This is a genomic window from Caballeronia grimmiae (assembly GCF_000698555.1).
In the GTDB taxonomy this organism is placed as follows: domain Bacteria; phylum Pseudomonadota; class Gammaproteobacteria; order Burkholderiales; family Burkholderiaceae; genus Caballeronia; species Caballeronia grimmiae.
Window position 1 is genome coordinate 1 of the sequence record NZ_JFHE01000018.1, and the last position, 17653, is coordinate 17653.

Below are 17653 nucleotides of genomic sequence, written 5' to 3' on the forward strand. Positions count from 1 at the left end.
CCCGTTCAAACCGCGCGGTGACGACTCGCGCCCGAGCTTCGGCGATCGCGGCCCTCGCAGCGACGAACGGCGCCCGTCCAAACCACGCGGCGACGACTCCCGCCCGAGCTTTGGCAATCGCGGCCCCCGCAACGACGATCGTCGCCCGTCCAAACCACGCGGCGACGACTCCCGCCCGAGCTTCGGCGATCGCGGCCCCCGCAACGACGATCGTCGCCCGTCCAAACCACGCGGCGACGACTCCCGCCCGAGCTTCGGCGATCGCGGTCCGCGCACCGACGAACGCCGCCCGTCCAAACCACGCGGCGACGACTCCCGCGCGAACTTCAGTGATCGCGCCCCCCGCAACGACGATCGGCGCCCGTCCAAACCACGCGGCGACGACTCCCGCCCGAGCGTCGACACCCGCACCACGCGCAACCCCAGTCCGCAAGCACCGCAAGCCGACCGCGCCCCCCGCCCTCACCAGGACGGCCTTGTCCGCCTGTCGAAGGTCATGTCGGAACTCGGCCTATGCTCGCGCCGCGAGGCCGACGAATGGATCGAGAAAGGCTGGGTGCTGGTCGATGGTGAAGTGATGGACACGCTCGGCACGCGCATCCGCCCCGGTCAGAACATCGAAGTCCTGCCAGCGGCGCATTCGGCGCAGTCGCAACTCGTCACGATCCTGCTGCACAAGCCGGTCGGCTACGTGTCGGGGCAAGCCGAGGACGGCTACGAGCCGGCGGTCACGCTCGTCAATCCGTCGAATCACTGGGAAGAGGATCGCTCCGGCATCCGCTTCACGCCAGGCCATCTGCGCACGCTCGCACCGGCCGGACGTCTCGACATCGACTCGACCGGGCTGCTCGTGCTCACGCAGGACGGCCGCATCGCGAAGCAACTGATCGGCGGGCATTCCGAAGTCGACAAGGAGTACCTCGTGCGCGTGCGATTCGGCGACCACGCCACCGACATCGACCGTCAGTTCCCCGAGGAAAAACTCGCCTTGCTGCGACACGGCCTCGAACTCGATGGCGTCCCGCTCAAAACCGCGCAAGTCAGCTGGCAGAACGGCGAGCAGCTTCGTTTCGTGCTGCGCGAAGGCAAGAAGCGGCAGATTCGCCGCATGTGCGAGCTGGTCGGCCTGGAGGTGATCGGGCTGAAGCGCATCCGCATGGGACGCGTGATGCTCGGCGCGCTGCCGCCGGGACAGTGGCGCTATCTCGCGGCGAACGAGGGCTTCTAACCCGCTGGTCCGTGCTCGCAGCGTCGCAAAATCGCGACACTCGACGATAAAAACGGCGCGATCGGTCATCCGGTCGCGCCGTTATTTTTTGTTCGCTTTTTGGCTAAAGAAAATGGCTTGTCGATCCGTTAGGCAGGATATGCGCGAGGACGCAGATTCCAGCAGACGCGCGGGGTTTCAGCGGGCGATGGATCACTCTCGCTCGAGCAAAAGCATTCGGCATTGAACGGCAAGGAGGACATCGTCATGGCAGTAGAGATCATCGTTCGTGAGACGAAAACCGGACTGGAAATTGTCAGCGGCCGCCGACGGCTCCACGCGCTGCTCGCCCTGCAGGATGAGGTGGTCGTGACGAGTCCCGGCATCGGCGAAATGGTGATCGCTCGCTTGCCCGATGGCCGCCTGCAAGGGTCCGCCAAACCGGAGCACGTCGCGCTGTTCCGGCGGCACGACACGAGCGGCAATCCGAAAACGTTCGCGTAATAAAAAACCCGCTCGCAACGAGCGGGTTTCGGCTCTTCAACAGGCCGTGCGACGGTCCTGCCGCGGCTTCGGCGTTCAGTCGTCGCGCGCCGGATCGAGTCCCGGAAACAGCACGTCCGTGTAGCCGAACTTCGAGAAGTCGGTGATGCGCATCGGATAGAGCTTGCCGATCAGATGATCGCACTCGTGCTGCACGACGCGCGCGTGGAATCCGTCGGCGAGCCGTTCGATCGCCTGGCCGTACTGATCGAAACCCTGATAGCGGATCATCGAGTACCGCTGGACCGCGCCGCGCAGCCCCGGCACGGACAGGCATCCTTCCCAGCCCTCCTCCATGTCGTGCCCGTTCGGCGTGATGATCGGATTGATGAGCACCGTCTCCGGCACGGGCGGCGCGTCGGGATAACGCTCGTTATGCCCGAAGCCGAAGATGACCACCTGCAGGTCGACGCCGATCTGCGGCGCGGCAAGACCCGCGCCGTTGGCGTCGCGCATCGTGTCGAACATGTCCTGCACGAGCGTGTGCAGTTCCGGCGTGTCGAAATGTTCGACAGGCTGAGCGATGCGCAAAAGCCGCGGATCGCCCATCTTCAGGATTTCTCGGATCATGGAGTGACTCCTTCCAATAGCTTCTTCATGCCGTCTTCGTCGACAACGGGAACCCCGAGTTCCTCCGCCTTCGCGAGCTTGCTGCCCGCGTCCGCGCCCGCCACGACGTAGTCGGTCTTTTTCGATACGGAGCCGGCCACCTTCGCGCCGGCCGCTTCGAGCATTTCCTTCGCTTCCTCGCGCGAGAGCGTCGGCAGCGTGCCCGTGAGCACGACCGTCTTGCCCGCCAGCGCGCCCTGCGGCGCACGCGGCGCGGGCGGCCCTTCCGGCCACGACACCTTCGCGCGCAACTGCTCGATCACGTGCTGGTTATGCGCCTCGCTGAAGAAATTGTGAATGGCCTCGGCAACCACCGGGCCGACATCGTTGACTTCCAGCAATTGCTCGACGGACGCCGCGATGATCGGGTCCAGCGATCCAAAATGCTTCGCGAGATCCTTGGCCGTCGACTCTCCCACATGTCGAATGCCGAGCGCGTAGATGAAGCGCGCGAGCGTCGTGTGCCGCGCCTTTTCGAGCGAATCGAGCAGGTTCTGCGCGGATTTGTCGGCGAAGCGGTCGAGCGCCGCGAGCGTCGAAAAGCCGAGATTGAAGAGATCGGCCGGCGTGCGAACCAGATTCTGTTCGACCAACTGGTCGATGATCTTTTCGCCGAGGCCGTCGATGTCGAGCGCGCGGCGCTGCGCGAAGTGCCACAGCGCCTGCTTGCGCTGCGCCGGGCAGAACAGTCCGCCCGTGCAGCGAGCGATGGCTTCGTCCGGCAGCCGTTCGATCTTCGAGCCGCATACCGGGCATTCGGTCGGCATGACGAACTCGCGGGCATCGTCGGGACGCCGGTCGAGAATCGCGCCGACCACTTCGGGGATCACGTCGCCCGCGCGCCGCACGATGACCGTATCGCCGATACGGATGTCCTTGCGGCGCACTTCGTCCTCGTTGTGCAGCGTGGCATTCGTGACCGTCGCGCCGCCGACGAAAATCGGCGCGAGACGCGCGACCGGCGTGATCGCGCCCGTGCGGCCGACCTGCACGTCGATCGCAAGCAATTGCGTCAGCGCTTCCTGCGCCGGAAACTTGTGCGCGAGCGCAAAGCGCGGTGCGCGCGACACGAAGCCGAGCTTGTCCTGCTCGTCGCGACGATTGACCTTGTAGACGACGCCGTCGATGTCGTACGGCAGCTTGTCGCGCTTCTCGCCCGTCTGGCGGAAGAAGCCGAGCAAGCCTTCCGCGCCCTCGACGACCGCGCGTTCCGCATTCACCGGCAGCCCCATTTCCTTGTACCAGTCGAGCAGCGCGGCGTGGGTGTCCGGCATCTCCGCGCCTTCGAGCACGCCGATGCCGTACGCGAAAAACGACAGCGGCCGTTGCGCCGTCATCTTCGGGTCGAGTTGACGCAAGCTGCCCGCCGCCGCATTGCGCGGATTCGCGAACTCGCGCTGGCCGGCATCGCGCTGGCGTGCGTTCAGGCGATCGAAATCGCGCTTGAACATCAGCGCTTCGCCGCGCACGTCGAGCCGCTTCGGCACGTTCTTGCCCTTGAGCGTCAGGGGAATCGAGCGGATGGTGCGCACGTTCGCCGTGACGTCCTCGCCGGTCGCACCGTCGCCGCGCGTGGAGGCCTGCACGAAGCGGCCATCCTCGTAACGCAGGGAGATGGCGAGACCGTCGAACTTGAGTTCGCACGCGTACTGCACCGGCGCCACGCCCAATGCATCCGAGACGCGCTTGTCGAATGCGGCGATGTCCTCGTCCGCGAAGCCGTTATTGAGCGACAGCATCGGCACGTCATGGACGACCGGCGTGAAACCCTCGGCGGCCTGCCCGCCCACGCGCTGCGTCGGCGAGTCCGGCGTGACGAGCGCCGGATGCTCCGCTTCGATGCCCTGCAGTTCCTTGAACAGCGTGTCGTATTCGGCGTCCGGCAGTTCCGGCTGGTCCAGCACGTAGTACGCGTAGTTCGCGCGTTCCAGTTCCGTGCGCAGCCACGCGGCGCGCTCTTCCAGCCGGTCGGCGCTGGGCACGGCGGCCTGGGACTTCGCGGTGGCGGCGGATTCGGCTTTGGTCTTGGCGGACATGCGGCTTCTTGTAGAGAAAGGTAAATCAGTCAATCGACCGGTCGATTGTCTCAGAAGATTAGAAAATCGTGGCATCGGCCGGACGGCATAGGCCGATTGGACGTGCGGTCGCGCGCACCAACGGAAAGCGCCCCACGGAAGGGGCGCAGTCAAAGCGAACACGCGCGCCGCCGATGCAGCGCGTCGAGGACAAGGACGGTTACTGGCTGAAGAGCCTGCGCGTCGCGGCCGAGCCTGCCGGAATGCCCGCCTGCTCGAGCTTCGCGTAGAGCGTCATCAACTGCTTTTCGATGGCGAGCAGCGCCGATTCCGGCAACGGCCGGCGCTGATCGTCGACGACGCGCGCCCCGATGCGCTCCGACAGCGACTTCGCGTAGTCGCACATCAGGCGGAACGGCAGGATGTCCTCGTCCGCGACGGGCACGTCCAGCACCAGCGTGATCATCTGGCCGCCCTTGTACGTGAGGTCGTCGCGCAGGAAATTGGTATCGCCGAATTGCAGCATGAACACCGGGTTCTGCTTCGCGTCGAGCTTGACGAAGCGCGTGCCGTCGCGCGACAGAAGCAAGCCGTCCTGCGACGCGACCGCCTGCACGTAGTTGGCCGACCACGGCGCGCCGTCCGAGAGAATGTTGATGGACAACTGCGCGTCGCACTGGGCGGCGAAGGCGTCGAGTTCGCGCGCCATGCCGACGGTTTCCATCATGTCGGGGAATTCCGGCGCGCCATCGACGGCGTCGGCGAGACGCTGCACGCCGGTCACGAACTCCGAGAATTCCAGTTCATTGAGCGGGCCGCTGCGATTAGCGAGTTGCGCCGCCGCGCGCAGTTCGTCGTAGCGCACGCCGTGGCGCAACAGTTCCCACGTGCTTTCGCCTTCCGGCTTGCCCTCGATCGTCACCGGCTTCGTTCCCGCGCGACGCAGCCGCTGCGCAAGCGGAATGACGCGATCGCCCGCGATGGGCGCGGCGAGCCGCACCGGCACCACGCAGTCGATGCGCCGATCGACCACGGCCGGCGGCGTCGACGAAATGGTCGTCGCGGCGGGCATCACGGGTTCGTTGCGCTCGTCTTCGTCGATGATCGCGGATTCGTCGGCGACACCGTTCGCGGACGTGGCCTCGGCCTGCAGGTCGACGGGCGTATCCGCCGGAGCGACGGGCGGCGTCACGGCAGCGTGCGTTTCTTCGGATGCCGCCACGCCGCCGAAACTCGGTTCGACACGCACATCGCGCGGCGCTTCGTCGGCCGCATCGCCCGCGACCGGCTCACGTCGCGCCGGGCGCACCGGCTCGATGAACGGATGCTCGTCGTCGGTTTCCTGGCGGGCGAGCGCATCGGCGGCTTCGTCAGGCATCGGACGCGGCATCTTGCGCCGCACCTTCGCGCTCTGCCACGCGTTGTACACCACCACACCGCCCACCACCACGGCTCCTGCTCCGATCAAACCGAGTGTCAACTCGTCCATGCACGCTCCACATTCTTTTGAGTTAGGAAGCGCCGCGCGATCTGTCGCACGCATCTGCCGCGTTCCGGCTTTCGCCGCCGCCTGCCCGATGCGCGCCACTCCGCGCCTGCGCGCCTGACCGGGACATCGCCCGGCCGTCGTTCAATCATTCAATTTCGCATGACGCTAAGGCGTCAGCCATTCTGCGCAAAGCCCGCAGCGGCTTCCATGTCCACCGCCACGATGCGCGATACGCCCTGCTCCTGCATCGTCACGCCGATCAATTGCTGCGCCATCTCCATCGCGATCTTGTTGTGCGAGATGAACAGGAATTGCGTCTTGACCGACATCGCCCGCACGAGATTCGCGAAGCGTTCGGTATTGGCGTCGTCGAGCGGCGCGTCCACTTCGTCGAGCAGACAGAACGGCGCGGGATTCAACTGGAACATCGCGAAGACGAGCGCCGTCGCGGTGAGCGCCTTTTCGCCGCCCGAAAGCAGGTGAATCGTCGAATTCTTCTTGCCGGGCGGCTGCGCCATCACCTGCACGCCGGCATCGAGGATTTCGTCGCCGGTCATGATGAGCTTCGCCTGACCGCCGCCGAAAAGACGCGGGAACAGATCGCCGAAGTGACGATTCACCTCGTCGAACGTGCCTTGCAGCAACGAACGCGTTTCCTGATCGATCTTCTGGATCGCGTCTTCGAGCGTGCCGATAGCGTTGTTCAGATCGGCCGACTGCGCGTCGAGAAAGTGCTTGCGCTCGGTCGCCGACGCGAGTTCTTCGAGCGCGGCCATGTTGACCGGGCCGAGCGCGACGATCGCGTTGTTCAGGCGCGTGACTTCGCCCTGCAGATACGACGGCTTCAGGTCCGGCGTGAGCTTCGCCTGCAGTTCGACTTCGTCGACGCCCGCCGCCTGCAGTTGCTCGACGAACTGCTCGCCGCTGATGCGCGCCGCCTGTTCCTTCAACTGCAACTCGTTGATCCTGTCGCGCAGCGGCTGCAGCGAGCGTTCGGCGAAAAGACGCTGTTCGTCGGACTGGCGCAGCCGCGCAGTCAGATCATCCAGTTCGATGCGCGCCGCATGCAGCGATTCCTCGCGCGCCGCGCGCACTTCGAGCGCGTCCTGCAAGCCGGTTTGCGCCGTCTGCTCGTTGATGGTTTCGAGTTCCGCGCGCGCATCTTCCAGCGCGCCCGCGACGCGTTCGCTCTGATCCTGCGCCGTCTCGATGTTGCGCTCGTACTCCGCGATCTTCGCGGCGAGACCGCGCACGGCGAAGCTCGCGTCGCTTGCGGCGCGCTCCAGTTCGCGCAACTCGTGGCGCGCGCTCGTGAGCGCTTCGTCGAGCGATTCGAACGCGAGCTGGTTGTCTTCGAAGCGCGCCTGCAACTGCGCGATTTCCGCGTCGTGCTGTTCGAACGCCGCTTCGGACTCGGCCCGCAACGCGCGCTGCTCTTCGATCTGCGCGACGATTTCTTCCAGTTCCTCGCCAATCTGCGTACTGCGCTGCGTGTAGCGCTCGTGCGCCTGCGCGAGCTTCAGCACGTCCAGTTGCAGCGCATGCACGCGCTGCGTCGCGCGCTCGGCGGCGGCGCGGGCATCGGCGAGTGCTTGCGATGCCTGAGTGTGCGCGGCATCGGCGCGCACCGCGCTGGACTTCGCTTCATCGGCGAGCAGCGCCTGCGCGCGCACCTGCCGCGTGAGATTTTCGATTTCCTGTGCGCGGGCCAGCATGCCGGACTGCTCGGAATCGGCGGCATAGAGCTGGACGCCGACGCGCGTCACCGTATGCCCCGCCTTCACGACGAACGCGCCGCCTTCCGGCAACTGCGTGCGCATGGCGAGCGCCTGCGCGATGTCGTCCGCGATGAAGGTCGCGCCGAGCCATTCGTTCAGCACCGCGCGCAAGCCCGGATCGTCGATACGCACGAGCGACAGCAACGGCCGCAAGCCCTGAGGCGCGTCGAACGGCTTGCCCGCGAGGGGCGGCGAATAGAACGCGAGCTTGGCGGGCGGCGCGTCGGTGGCGAACGCCTTCACCCAGTCGAGATTCGATACTTCGAGCGCCGCGAGCCGCTCGCGCAGCACCGCTTCGAGCGCCGCTTCCCAACCGGCTTCGACATGCAGCTTCTTCCACAGACGCGGCAGCGCGCCGAGTTCGTGCTTGTCGAGCCACGGCTGAATCTTGCCTTCGGTCTGGACGCTTTCCTGAAGCTGCTTCAGCGCCGCAAGGCGCGCTTCCAGCTGGTGAATCTGTGCGCTTTCCGCCTGCACGCGCTCTTGCGCCGCGCGGCGTTCCGCGTCGAGGCGCGGCACGGTTTCCTGCGCATCGGCGAGGCGCGCCTGAGCTTCGGCGAGCACCTCTTCGTTCTCGGCAAGCTGCATCCGCAGTTCTTCGAGTTGCGCTTCGTCGGGCGCGTCGAGGCCGCTCGCTTCGTTCTTCAGACGCTCCTGGCGCTGCTGCAATTGCTGAAGCTGCTGATCCGCGTTGCGCTGATGCGCCGCTTCGAGCTTGAGCGCCTGTTCCGCCCGCGCGATGCCCGCGCGTTCCTCGTTCAGTTGCGCCTGTGCATCGCGCCAGCGGGCTTCGAGTGCGGGCAATGCGTCGTGCTTCGCGGCGGCGTTTTCTTGCGCGATGGCGGCCTTCTCTTCGCCTTCGGCCAGCGCTTCGGATGCGGTCTCGATCTCGTCGCGCGCCTTTCGCGCCTGCATCTGCCATTGCTCGCGCTGCGCACTGAGCGCGGCGATCTGCGCCTGCACGCGATTGCGCGACTCGACGATGAACTTGATCTCCGCTTCCAGCCGGCTCACTTCGGCGTTGGCTTCGTAGAGCGCGCCTTGCGCGCCCTGCATCGCGTCGCTCGCGCTGTAGTGCGCGACACGAAGCGTTTCCAGTTGCGCTTCCACTTCCCGCAGACGCGCCGTCTGCGCTTCGAGTTCGACCTGCGCTTCGCGGATGGCGCGCTGCTGCCGTTCGGCCTCGTTGCCAGCTTCGTTCTTGCGCAACAGCCACAAGAGGCGCTGCTTCTCTTCGCCTTCGGCCTGCAGCTGCTTGTACTTGGTCGCGACGATCGCCTGCCCTTCGAGCTTCTCCAGATTCGTCGTCAGTTCGCGGACGATGTCCTCCACGCGCGTCAAATTCTCGCGCGTATCGTGCAGACGGTTCTCGGTCTCGCGGCGGCGTTCCTTGTACTTCGACACCCCGGCGGCTTCTTCGAGGAACACGCGCAGCTCTTCCGGCTTCGCTTCGATGATGCGCGCGATCATGCCCTGCCCGATGATCGCGTACGCGCGCGGACCGAGACCCGTGCCGAGGAAGATGTCCTGAATGTCGCGGCGGCGCGCGGGCAGGTTGTTGATGTAATAGCTGGAGGTGCCGTCGCGTGTGAGCACGCGTTTCACGGCGATCTCGCCGTAGGCGCTCCACTGTCCGGCGGCGCGGCCATCGGCGTTGTCGAAGATGAGTTCGACGCTGGCGCGGCTGCCCGGCTTGCGCGCGGTCGATCCGTTGAAGATGACGTCCTGCATCGACTCGCCGCGCAATTCGGATGCGCGCGATTCGCCGAGCACCCAGCGCACGGCGTCGATGATATTGGACTTGCCGCAGCCATTCGGCCCAACGACGCCGACGAGCTGGCCGGGAACCTGGAAATGCGTGGGATCGACGAAGGACTTGAAACCAGCGAGTTTGATCGAAGTCAGACGCACGGCGATATCGCTGTTTGAAGTGAAGGACGGAGGGTGAGTTGCAGACGGGCGGCGGCGCGGCCCATCGCGTGTGTTCGTCTCATGCCCGCGAGAGCCTTTCCGCCCGGTCGCGAGCGGACACCATCATACCATCGCGCGTGTCGGTTTCTTCTCGCTCGCAGCCTCGGGCGACGGCGCGGGCGATGCTTCGACGGCCTCCCGCGTCTGCCGGTGCACCCACGCCGACAGCACGCACGCCGCCACGATGCACGCGCCGCCCGCCCACTCGCGCGGCCCCGGCACTTCGCCCGCGAAGAGCCACGACGACAGCGCCGTCACGACCAGTTCGAAGAGCATGATGATCGACGCGCGATTGGCCGGCACGCGTGCCAGCCCGATCTGCACGATGACGTTGTTCACTGCCAGCACGACGCCCAGCCCGATCACGATGAACGCCACCGTGCCCATCTGCGATGCAGCGGGCGGCGTCGGCATCGGCTCGAAAAAGCTCACGAGCGTGGCGACGACCGCCGCGCCGCCGAAGATCACCGCCGTGCGCATCTCGGGCTTCATGCGGGGCATCGTTCGCGTGATCCTGACGACGAGCACGTTGCTCATCGCGAAGCCCATGCCGCCCATCAGGCCCGCCCACTCCGCGAGATTCGCCGGCAGCGGCATGCCGAGCGCGGGCGACCAGAGCATGGTCAGTGCGCCTGCGAGCGACAGCATCGATAGCGCGGCGTCGGCGCGCGTGAGGCGATCCTTCAGGATGAAATGCGCGAACACCGCCGTCCACGCAGGCGTCAGGTAGAAGAGCAGCAGCACACGCATCACCTGCCCGTGAATCGCGCCCCACACGAAACCGACGCTCGTCATGCCCGCCGCCAGCCCCAGCGCGACGAGCAGCCAGTGCCATGAAATCGTGCTGATCGCGCGGCGTCTCAGCAACAGGACACACAGGCACGCCGCGCCGCTCGTCGCCGCGCTGGCGACGGTGCCGGTGAGTCCCATCGACGCGAGCATGCGCATCGGATACCAGACGACGCCCCATACCGAGGCGCCGAGCATGATCGCGAGCGTCGGCAGCGCGTTGTGGAAACGGCGGGTCATGGCCGGGCTCCTGCGCCCGCTCGTTCGTATCGGTGATGAGTCGTCATCTTGTCGTTCGTTGCCTCGCGGCCCTTTGCTGCAAAGGCGCGGGGTATAATCGTGCGCTTCGTCAGTGTCTTTATCGTGCCGCCGCAGCGGGTCTTCCAATGGCCTCGTCACGCCGGCATGCATGGCGCTTCGCCGCCGCCCCGATCGCCCGTTTTCCGTTCACTCGTCGTTCATCGCTTACCGGTCACGCCGTGAATCCACTTCTTCAGACACTTCAGCCGTATCCGTTCGAAAAGCTCCGCGCGCTCTTCAAAGGCATCGAGCCGCGCGCCGGGTTCACGCCGATCAGCTTCGGCATCGGCGAGCCGAAGCATCCGACGCCCGAATTGATCCGCGATGCCGTCGTCAATTCGCTCGATGGCCTCGCGGCCTATCCGCCGACGCTCGGAAGCGAACCGCTGCGCGAAGCCATCGCCGCGTGGGCTCGCGCGCGCTACGGTCTCGAATCGCTCGATGCGGCCACCGAAGTGCTGCCCGTGTCAGGCTCGCGCGAGGCGCTGTTCGCGCTCGCGCAGACGGTCATCGACAGCCGCAGCACGCCTGAACTGCGCGAAGCCGAACCGCCGATCGTACTCTGTCCCAACCCGTTCTATCAAATCTACGAAGGCGCGGCGCTGCTCGCCGGCGCGCAGCCGTACTTCGTCAACAGCGATCCGGCGCGCAACTTCGCGTGCGATTACTCGGCCGTGCCCGCCGATATCTGGGCGCGCACGCAGCTGCTCTATGTCTGCTCGCCCGGCAACCCGACGGGCGCCGTGCTGACGCTCGACAACTGGCGCGAACTGTTCGCGCTGTCGGACGAGCATGGCTTCGTGATCGCGTCCGACGAATGTTATTCGGAGATCTACTTCGACGAAGCGCATCCGCCGCTCGGCGGCCTCGAAGCCGCGCGCGTGCTCAATCGCGGCTTCGAGCGCCTCGTGATGCTGTCGAGCCTGTCGAAACGATCGAACGTGCCGGGCATGCGTTCGGGCTTCGTCGCGGGCGACGCGGCCATCCTCAAGCAATTCCTGCTGTATCGCACGTATCACGGCGCGGCGCTGTCCACCGTGTTTCAGCGCGCGAGCATCGCCGCGTGGCGGGATGAAACGCACGTGCGCGACAACCGCGCGAAGTATGTGAGCAAATTCAATACGGTGACGCCGATGCTCGCCGAGGTGCTGGACGTCCGTTTTCCCGACGCCGCGTTCTATCTCTGGGCGAACGTTTCGCGCACCGGACTCACCGATACCCAGTTCGCGGCGCGTCTCTACGCCGACTATAATGTGACGGTTCTGCCGGGCTCCTATCTCGCTCGTCCCGCGCATGGCACGAATCCCGGCGAAGGGTTCGTCCGCATCGCGCTCGTCGCGGGCGTCGAGGAATGTGTCGAGGGCGCCCGCCGCATCGTCGAATTCTGCCGCACGCTCAAGTCCTGACGGGCGCTGCCGGTCCATCACTCCATCCTTGATATCACTATGTCGCAACAACTTCAGAGCATCATCGACAACGCCTGGGAAAACCGCGCCGAGCTTTCGCCGAAAGCCGCGCCGGCCGAAGTCCGCGACGCGGTCGCGCACGCCATCGAACAGCTCGACAAGGGCGCGTTGCGCGTGGCCGAGAAGCGCGACGGCGAGTGGGTCGTCAATCAATGGCTGAAGAAGGCCGTGCTGCTGTCGTTCCGCCTGGAAGACAACGCGCCGATGGCCGCCGGCGGATACTCGCAGTTCTACGACAAGGTGCCCTCGAAGTTCGCGAACTACACCGCCGAAGACTTCGCGGCGGGCGGCTTCCGCGTGGTGCCGCCGGCCATCGCGCGCCGCGGCTCGTTCATCGCGAAGAACGTCGTGCTGATGCCGTCGTACACCAACATCGGCGCTTACGTCGATGAAGGCACGATGGTCGACACCTGGGCCACCGTCGGCTCGTGCGCGCAGATCGGCAAGAACGTGCACCTGTCGGGCGGCGTGGGCATCGGCGGCGTGCTGGAGCCGCTGCAGGCGAACCCGGTCATCATCGAGGACAACTGCTTCATCGGCGCGCGCTCGGAAGTGGTGGAAGGCGTGATCGTCGAAGAAAACTCCGTCATTTCGATGGGCGTGTATCTCGGCCAGTCGACCAAGATCTACGACCGCGAAACGGGCGAAGTCACGTATGGCCGCATTCCGGCGGGCTCGGTGGTGGTCGCGGGCAATCTGCCGTCGAAGGACGGCTCGCATAGCCTCTACTGCGCGGTCATCGTGAAGAAGGTCGACGCCAAGACGCGCGCCAAGGTCGGCCTGAACGAACTGCTGCGAGGCGACTGATTTGGCCAAGACGACTGTCGTGTACGGCATTCCGAACTGCGACTCGGTGAAGAAGGCCCGCGTGTGGCTCGAAGAGCGCGGCGTGCCGTTCGAATTTCACGACTTCAAGAAAGCCGGCGTGAACGAGCAGCTGGTTCAGGACTGGCTGAAGGACGTGCCAGTCGATCAGCTCATCAACAAGCGCGGCACCACCTGGCGCGGGCTGTCGGACGTCCACAAGGCCGAAGCCGACACGACTGCCGGCGCGATCGCGTTGATGATCCACAAGCCGTCGATCATCAAGCGGCCGGTCATCGTCGTGAACGGCCGCGTGAAGACGCTCGGCTTCTCGGCCGAGCAGTACGAGACGCTCTTCGCGTGATGCGTGGCGATGGCTCTCACGGACGCCATCGCTCGCCTCGACGTAGAACCGCTTGCCGGCCGCCGCGCCGGCATTTTTTATCGCTGTCCAGAAGCAGGCCCAACCATGTCCGGCACTCTCTCCCTTACCGAAGCCCTGATCGCGCGTGCGTCCGTCACGCCCGACGATCGCGATTGCCAGTCGCTGATGATCGAACGCCTCTCCGCTGCCGGCTTCGTGTGCGAAACCATCGCGTCGGGCGGCGTCACGAACCTGTGGGCCGTGAAGCGCGGCACGGATGGCGCGGCGGCCAAACTGCTCGCGTTCGCCGGACACACCGACGTCGTGCCGACCGGCCCCGTCGAGCAATGGACTTCGCCGCCCTTCACGCCGACGCATCGCGACGGCAAGCTCTACGGGCGCGGCGCCGCCGACATGAAGGCGTCGCTGGCGGCGTTCGTCGTGTCGAGCGAGGAGTTCGTCGCGAAGCATCCGGAGCATCGCGGTTCGATCGCGCTGCTCATCACGAGCGATGAAGAAGGCCCCGCAACCGACGGCACCGTGAAGGTCGTCGAAGCGTTGAAGGCGCGCGGCGAGCGGCTCGATTACTGCATCGTCGGCGAGCCGACTTCGAACGAAACGCTCGGCGACACGGTCAAGAACGGGCGGCGCGGCTCGATGACAGGCAAGCTCGTCGTGAAGGGCGTGCAGGGACACATCGCGTATCCGCATCTCGCGAAGAATCCGATTCACCTGCTCGCGCCCGCACTCGCCGAACTCGTCGCCGTCCGCTGGGACGAAGGCAACGAATACTTTCCGCCGACCACCTGGCAGGTCTCGAACCTGCACTCGGGCACGGGAGCGACCAACGTCATTCCCGGCCAGGCCGAGCTGATTTTCAACTTCCGCTTTTCGACGGCGAGCACGGTCGAAGGCCTGCAAAGCCGTGTCCTCGCGATCCTCGACAAGCACGCGCTCGACTACGATCTGACGTGGACCGTGAGCGGCCTGCCCTTCCTGACGCCGCGCGGCGCGCTGTCCGACGCGCTCGACAAGGCGATCCGCGCCGAAACCGGCGTGCAGCCGGAACTGTCAACCACAGGCGGCACGTCGGATGGCCGCTTCATCGCGCGCATCTGCGAGCAGGTGGTGGAATTCGGCCCGCCGAACGGCAGCATCCACAAGATCGACGAGCATGTCGAGGTGCGATTCATCGAGCCGCTGAAGAACGTGTATCGCCGCGTGCTCGAAGAACTGATCGCCTGAATTCATTCGTACAACAACAAGGAGCCTTCGATGGCGCTACCCTTTCTCACCGTGCGCGACCTGCTGCGTTTCGGCGTCTCGCGCTTCACCGAAGCGGGCCTCTCGTTCGGCCACGGCTCGACCAACGCCTATGACGAAGCCGCGTATCTGATTCTGCATACGCTGCATCTGCCGCTCGACACGCTCGATCCGTTCCTCGACGCGCGCCTGCTCGAAAGCGAGATCGACGCCGTGATGCAGGTCATCGAACGCCGCGCGAAAGAGCGCGTGCCGGCTGCGTACATCACGCACGAAGCATGGATGCACGGCCAGCGTTTTTACGTCGATGAGCGCGTGATCGTGCCGCGCTCGTTCATCGGCGAATTGCTGCAGGACGGCTTGCAGCCCTACGTGGCCGATCCCGACCACGTCACGCGCGTGCTCGAACTGTGCACGGGCTCCGGCTGCCTTGCGATTCTCGCCGCGCAAGCATTCGAAAACGCCGATGTCGATGCCGTCGACATCTCCGCCGATGCGCTCGCCGTCGCGCGCCGCAACGTCGACGACTACGGCCTGCAAGACCGCGTGACGCTGTACCAAGGCGATCTGTACGCGCCGCTGCCCGAAGCGCGCTACGAGGTCATCATCACGAATCCGCCGTATGTGAACGCGACCGCGATGCAATCGCTGCCCGCGGAATACCGCCACGAGCCGGAACTCGCGCTCGCAGGCGGCGACGACGGCATGGACATCGTGCGGCGCATCGTGCGCGACGCGGGCAAGTGGCTGACCGAAGACGGCGTGCTCGTCGTGGAAATCGGCAACGAGCGGGCGAACGTCGAGGCGGCGTTCGGCGGCCTCGATCTCGTCTGGCTCTCGACCAGCGCCGGCGACGACAACGTGTTCCTCATCCAGGCGGCCGATCTGCCCGCGCAAGTCTGACGCGCAAGGCGCGTTTCGGACCAGCAAGGTTCGGTAAGATGTCGCATCGCCGCCGACGCGGCGATGCATCATCCCCATCCGCGTATCGAACCTTGCGCACCCCTATGCAAGCAGCAGACTGGCTCCACGTCGGCACGCTCGTGATGGCCGCGCATGTGCTCGGCGTCATCGCCGCCGTGCACGCGGTCATCCACACGCGCACCTCGCAAGGCGCGGTCGCGTGGGCGGTGTCGCTCGTCGCGATGCCGTATCTCACGCTCATCCCCTACCTGTTTCTCGGCCGCAGCAAGTTCGCCGATTACATCGACGAGCGGCGGCTCGAATACGAAATCCTCCGCAACCGCACGAAGCCCGCCGAGTGGGACTCGCAGGAGCGCAGCGACGCGTCCGAAGCCGGCATCGTGCCGCTCGATTCGCCCGGCGCGCGCGGCGAACTCTTGCCGGGGCCAGCCGACCATCTTGGCAATCCGACAATCCGCACGCTTCAGCGGCTATCGGGCATGCCGTTTCTGCGCGGCAATTCGGTGCGCGTGCTCGTCAACGGCGACGCCACGTTCTCCGCGATTCTCGAAGCGATCGAAGCCGCCGAGCGCTATATCGTCGTGCAGTTTTTCATCGTGCGCGCGGATGCGCTCGGCGACATGCTGCGCGATGCGCTCATCGCCAAGGCCCGGGCGGGCGTGCGCGTCTATTTCCTTTACGACAGCATCGGCAGCTTCGACTTGCCGCATCGCTACGTGCACGCGCTGCGCGCGGGCGGCGTGGAGGCGCATCCGTTCGCGACTAAGCGCAAGTTCGTGCACCGCTTTCAGATCAACTTCCGCAATCATCGGAAGATCGTGGTGGTCGACGGCAGGCGCGCGTTCGTCGGCGGCCACAACGTGGGCGTCGAGTATCTCGGCGGCAATCCGCGCCTTTCGCCGTGGCGCGATACGCATGTCGAAGTGCGCGGCCCGGCGATCGCGAGCATCCAGTTCGTCTTCACCGAAGACTGGTACTGGGCGACGCAGCGTCTTCCCGAACTCGGCCCCGCGCCGCATGCCGACGAGGACATGCACTGCATGGTGCTGTCGAGCGGCCCCGCCGACAAGCAGGAGACCTGCTCGCTGTTTTTTGTCGAGGCGATCAACGCGGCGCGCGAGCGCATCTGGATCACATCGCCTTATCTGATTCCCGACGAAGCCGTGTTCTCGGCGCTACGGCTGGCCGTGATGCGCGGCGTGGACGTGCGCATTCTGATTCCGAGCCGGCGCGATCATCGCGTGGTGTTCGCGGCCTCGCGGCTCTACGCGTACGACCTCGTGCAGGCCGGCGTGCGCATCTTCCGCTACAAGCCGGGCTTCCTGCATCAGAAGGTCGTGCTGGTGGACGACATCGCCGCGTCGGTCGGCAGCGCTAATCTCGACAACCGTTCTTTCCGGCTCAACTTCGAGATCACGGTGTTGACCGTCGATCACGCCTTCGCGCGGCAGGTCGAGAGCATGTTGCTCATCGACTTTGCGCACGCGTATGAGATCGACGAAAACGACTATCTCGCCTTCGCGTTCTGGCATCGGATGGCAATGCACGTCGCGCGGCTATTTTCGCCGATTCTCTGACGCGCTACAGCAGCTTTTCGATATCGCCGGCGATAGCGTCCGGCTTCGTGATCGGCGCATAGCGCTTGACGATATTCCCGTTACGATCCACCAGAAACTTCGTGAAGTTCCACTTGATCGCCTCCAGCCCGAGCACCCCCGGCTCCTTCTCGGTCAGATACTTGAAGAGCGGATGCGCGTTCGCGCCGTTGACGTCGATCTTCGCGAACATCGGGAAAGTCACGCCGTAGTTCTTCTCGCAGAAGTCGCCGATCTGCGCGGCATCGCCCGGCTCCTGCTTGCCGAACTGATTGCACGGGAACCCGAGCACCTCGAAGCCACGCCCCGCCAGCCGCGTGTACAACTCCTGGAGTCCCTTGTATTGCGGCGTGAAACCGCATTCGCTCGCCGTATTGACGATCAGCAGCACCTTGTCGCGGTACTGGTCGAGGCCGACGGTCGCGCCGTCGAGCGTCTCGGCCGTGAAGCCGTAAATGCTGCCGGTAGTTGAACTCATGGCATGTTCCCCGCTGGAAGTTGAATTCAGGCGATGCTACTACCGCCCGCGATCGCCC

General features: G+C 65.6%; 14 protein-coding genes. 8 read left to right on the top strand and 6 right to left on the bottom strand.

Annotation, left to right across the window (positions count from 1 at the left end):
* Together BG57_RS32275 and BG57_RS18330 are read left to right on the top strand one after the other, a co-directional pair.
* Positions 1 to 1228 (top strand): pseudouridine synthase (locus tag BG57_RS32275; RefSeq protein WP_241482165.1); only part of this gene is annotated, 1228 nt, incomplete at its 5' end.
* Between the two features lie 222 nt (positions 1229 to 1450).
* Entirely contained in the window at positions 1451 to 1711 is a 261-nt protein-coding gene (locus BG57_RS18330; protein ID WP_035966926.1) for a hypothetical protein, read from the top strand.
* 75 nt (positions 1712 to 1786) lie between these two features.
* Here the strand turns inward: BG57_RS18330 and def are convergent, their stop codons facing one another.
* From def to BG57_RS18355, 5 genes are all read right to left on the bottom strand, one after another.
* Entirely contained in the window at positions 1787 to 2320 is a 534-nt protein-coding gene (gene def / locus BG57_RS18335) for a peptide deformylase (protein WP_035966927.1), read from the bottom strand.
* Complete coding sequence (gene ligA, locus BG57_RS18340) at positions 2317 to 4395, bottom strand: NAD-dependent DNA ligase LigA (protein WP_035966929.1); 2079 nt, start codon at positions 4393 to 4395, stop codon at positions 2317 to 2319. The genes def and ligA overlap by 4 nt, the downstream gene beginning before the upstream one ends.
* Positions 4396 to 4594: 199 nt before the next feature.
* Positions 4595 to 5863, bottom strand: a complete 1269-nt coding sequence (locus tag BG57_RS18345) for a cell division protein ZipA C-terminal FtsZ-binding domain-containing protein (RefSeq protein ID WP_035966931.1) — start codon at positions 5861 to 5863, stop codon at positions 4595 to 4597.
* Positions 5864 to 6036: 173 nt separating this feature from the next.
* Entirely contained in the window at positions 6037 to 9552 is a 3516-nt protein-coding gene (smc, locus tag BG57_RS18350) for a chromosome segregation protein SMC (protein ID WP_035966932.1), read from the bottom strand.
* Positions 9553 to 9675: 123 nt separating this feature from the next.
* Entirely contained in the window at positions 9676 to 10641 is a 966-nt protein-coding gene (locus BG57_RS18355; protein WP_035966934.1) for a DMT family transporter, read from the bottom strand.
* A 239-nt stretch (positions 10642 to 10880) separates the two neighbouring features.
* Here BG57_RS18355 and dapC point away from each other — a divergent pair, with 239 nt between their 5' ends.
* From dapC to cls, 6 genes are all read left to right on the top strand, one after another.
* On the top strand, positions 10881 to 12107 hold the full coding sequence (gene dapC / locus BG57_RS18360) for a succinyldiaminopimelate transaminase (RefSeq protein ID WP_035967061.1): 1227 nt from the start codon (positions 10881 to 10883) through the stop codon (positions 12105 to 12107).
* A gap of 39 nt (positions 12108 to 12146) precedes the next feature.
* Positions 12147 to 12974, top strand: coding sequence for a 2,3,4,5-tetrahydropyridine-2,6-dicarboxylate N-succinyltransferase (dapD, locus tag BG57_RS18365; RefSeq protein ID WP_035966935.1), 828 nt, complete (start codon positions 12147 to 12149; stop codon positions 12972 to 12974).
* A 1-nt stretch (position 12975) separates the two neighbouring features.
* Positions 12976 to 13335 (top strand): ArsC family reductase, encoded by a 360-nt coding sequence (locus tag BG57_RS18370; protein ID WP_035966936.1) that lies wholly within the window; start codon positions 12976 to 12978, stop codon positions 13333 to 13335.
* Between the two features lie 105 nt (positions 13336 to 13440).
* On the top strand, positions 13441 to 14580 hold the full coding sequence (gene dapE, locus BG57_RS18375) for a succinyl-diaminopimelate desuccinylase (RefSeq protein WP_035967063.1): 1140 nt from the start codon (positions 13441 to 13443) through the stop codon (positions 14578 to 14580).
* A gap of 30 nt (positions 14581 to 14610) precedes the next feature.
* Positions 14611 to 15501 (top strand): 50S ribosomal protein L3 N(5)-glutamine methyltransferase, encoded by an 891-nt coding sequence (gene prmB / locus BG57_RS18380; RefSeq protein ID WP_035966938.1) that lies wholly within the window; start codon positions 14611 to 14613, stop codon positions 15499 to 15501.
* 104 nt (positions 15502 to 15605) lie between these two features.
* Positions 15606 to 17099 carry a cardiolipin synthase gene (gene cls, locus BG57_RS18385; protein WP_035966940.1) on the top strand — a complete coding sequence of 498 codons (1494 nt, stop codon included), beginning with the start codon at positions 15606 to 15608 and terminating at the stop codon, positions 17097 to 17099.
* Positions 17100 to 17103: 4 nt separating this feature from the next.
* Here the strand turns inward: cls and BG57_RS18390 are convergent, their stop codons facing one another.
* Positions 17104 to 17595 (bottom strand): glutathione peroxidase, encoded by a 492-nt coding sequence (locus tag BG57_RS18390; protein WP_035966941.1) that lies wholly within the window; start codon positions 17593 to 17595, stop codon positions 17104 to 17106.
* Positions 17596 to 17653 lie beyond the last annotated feature (58 nt).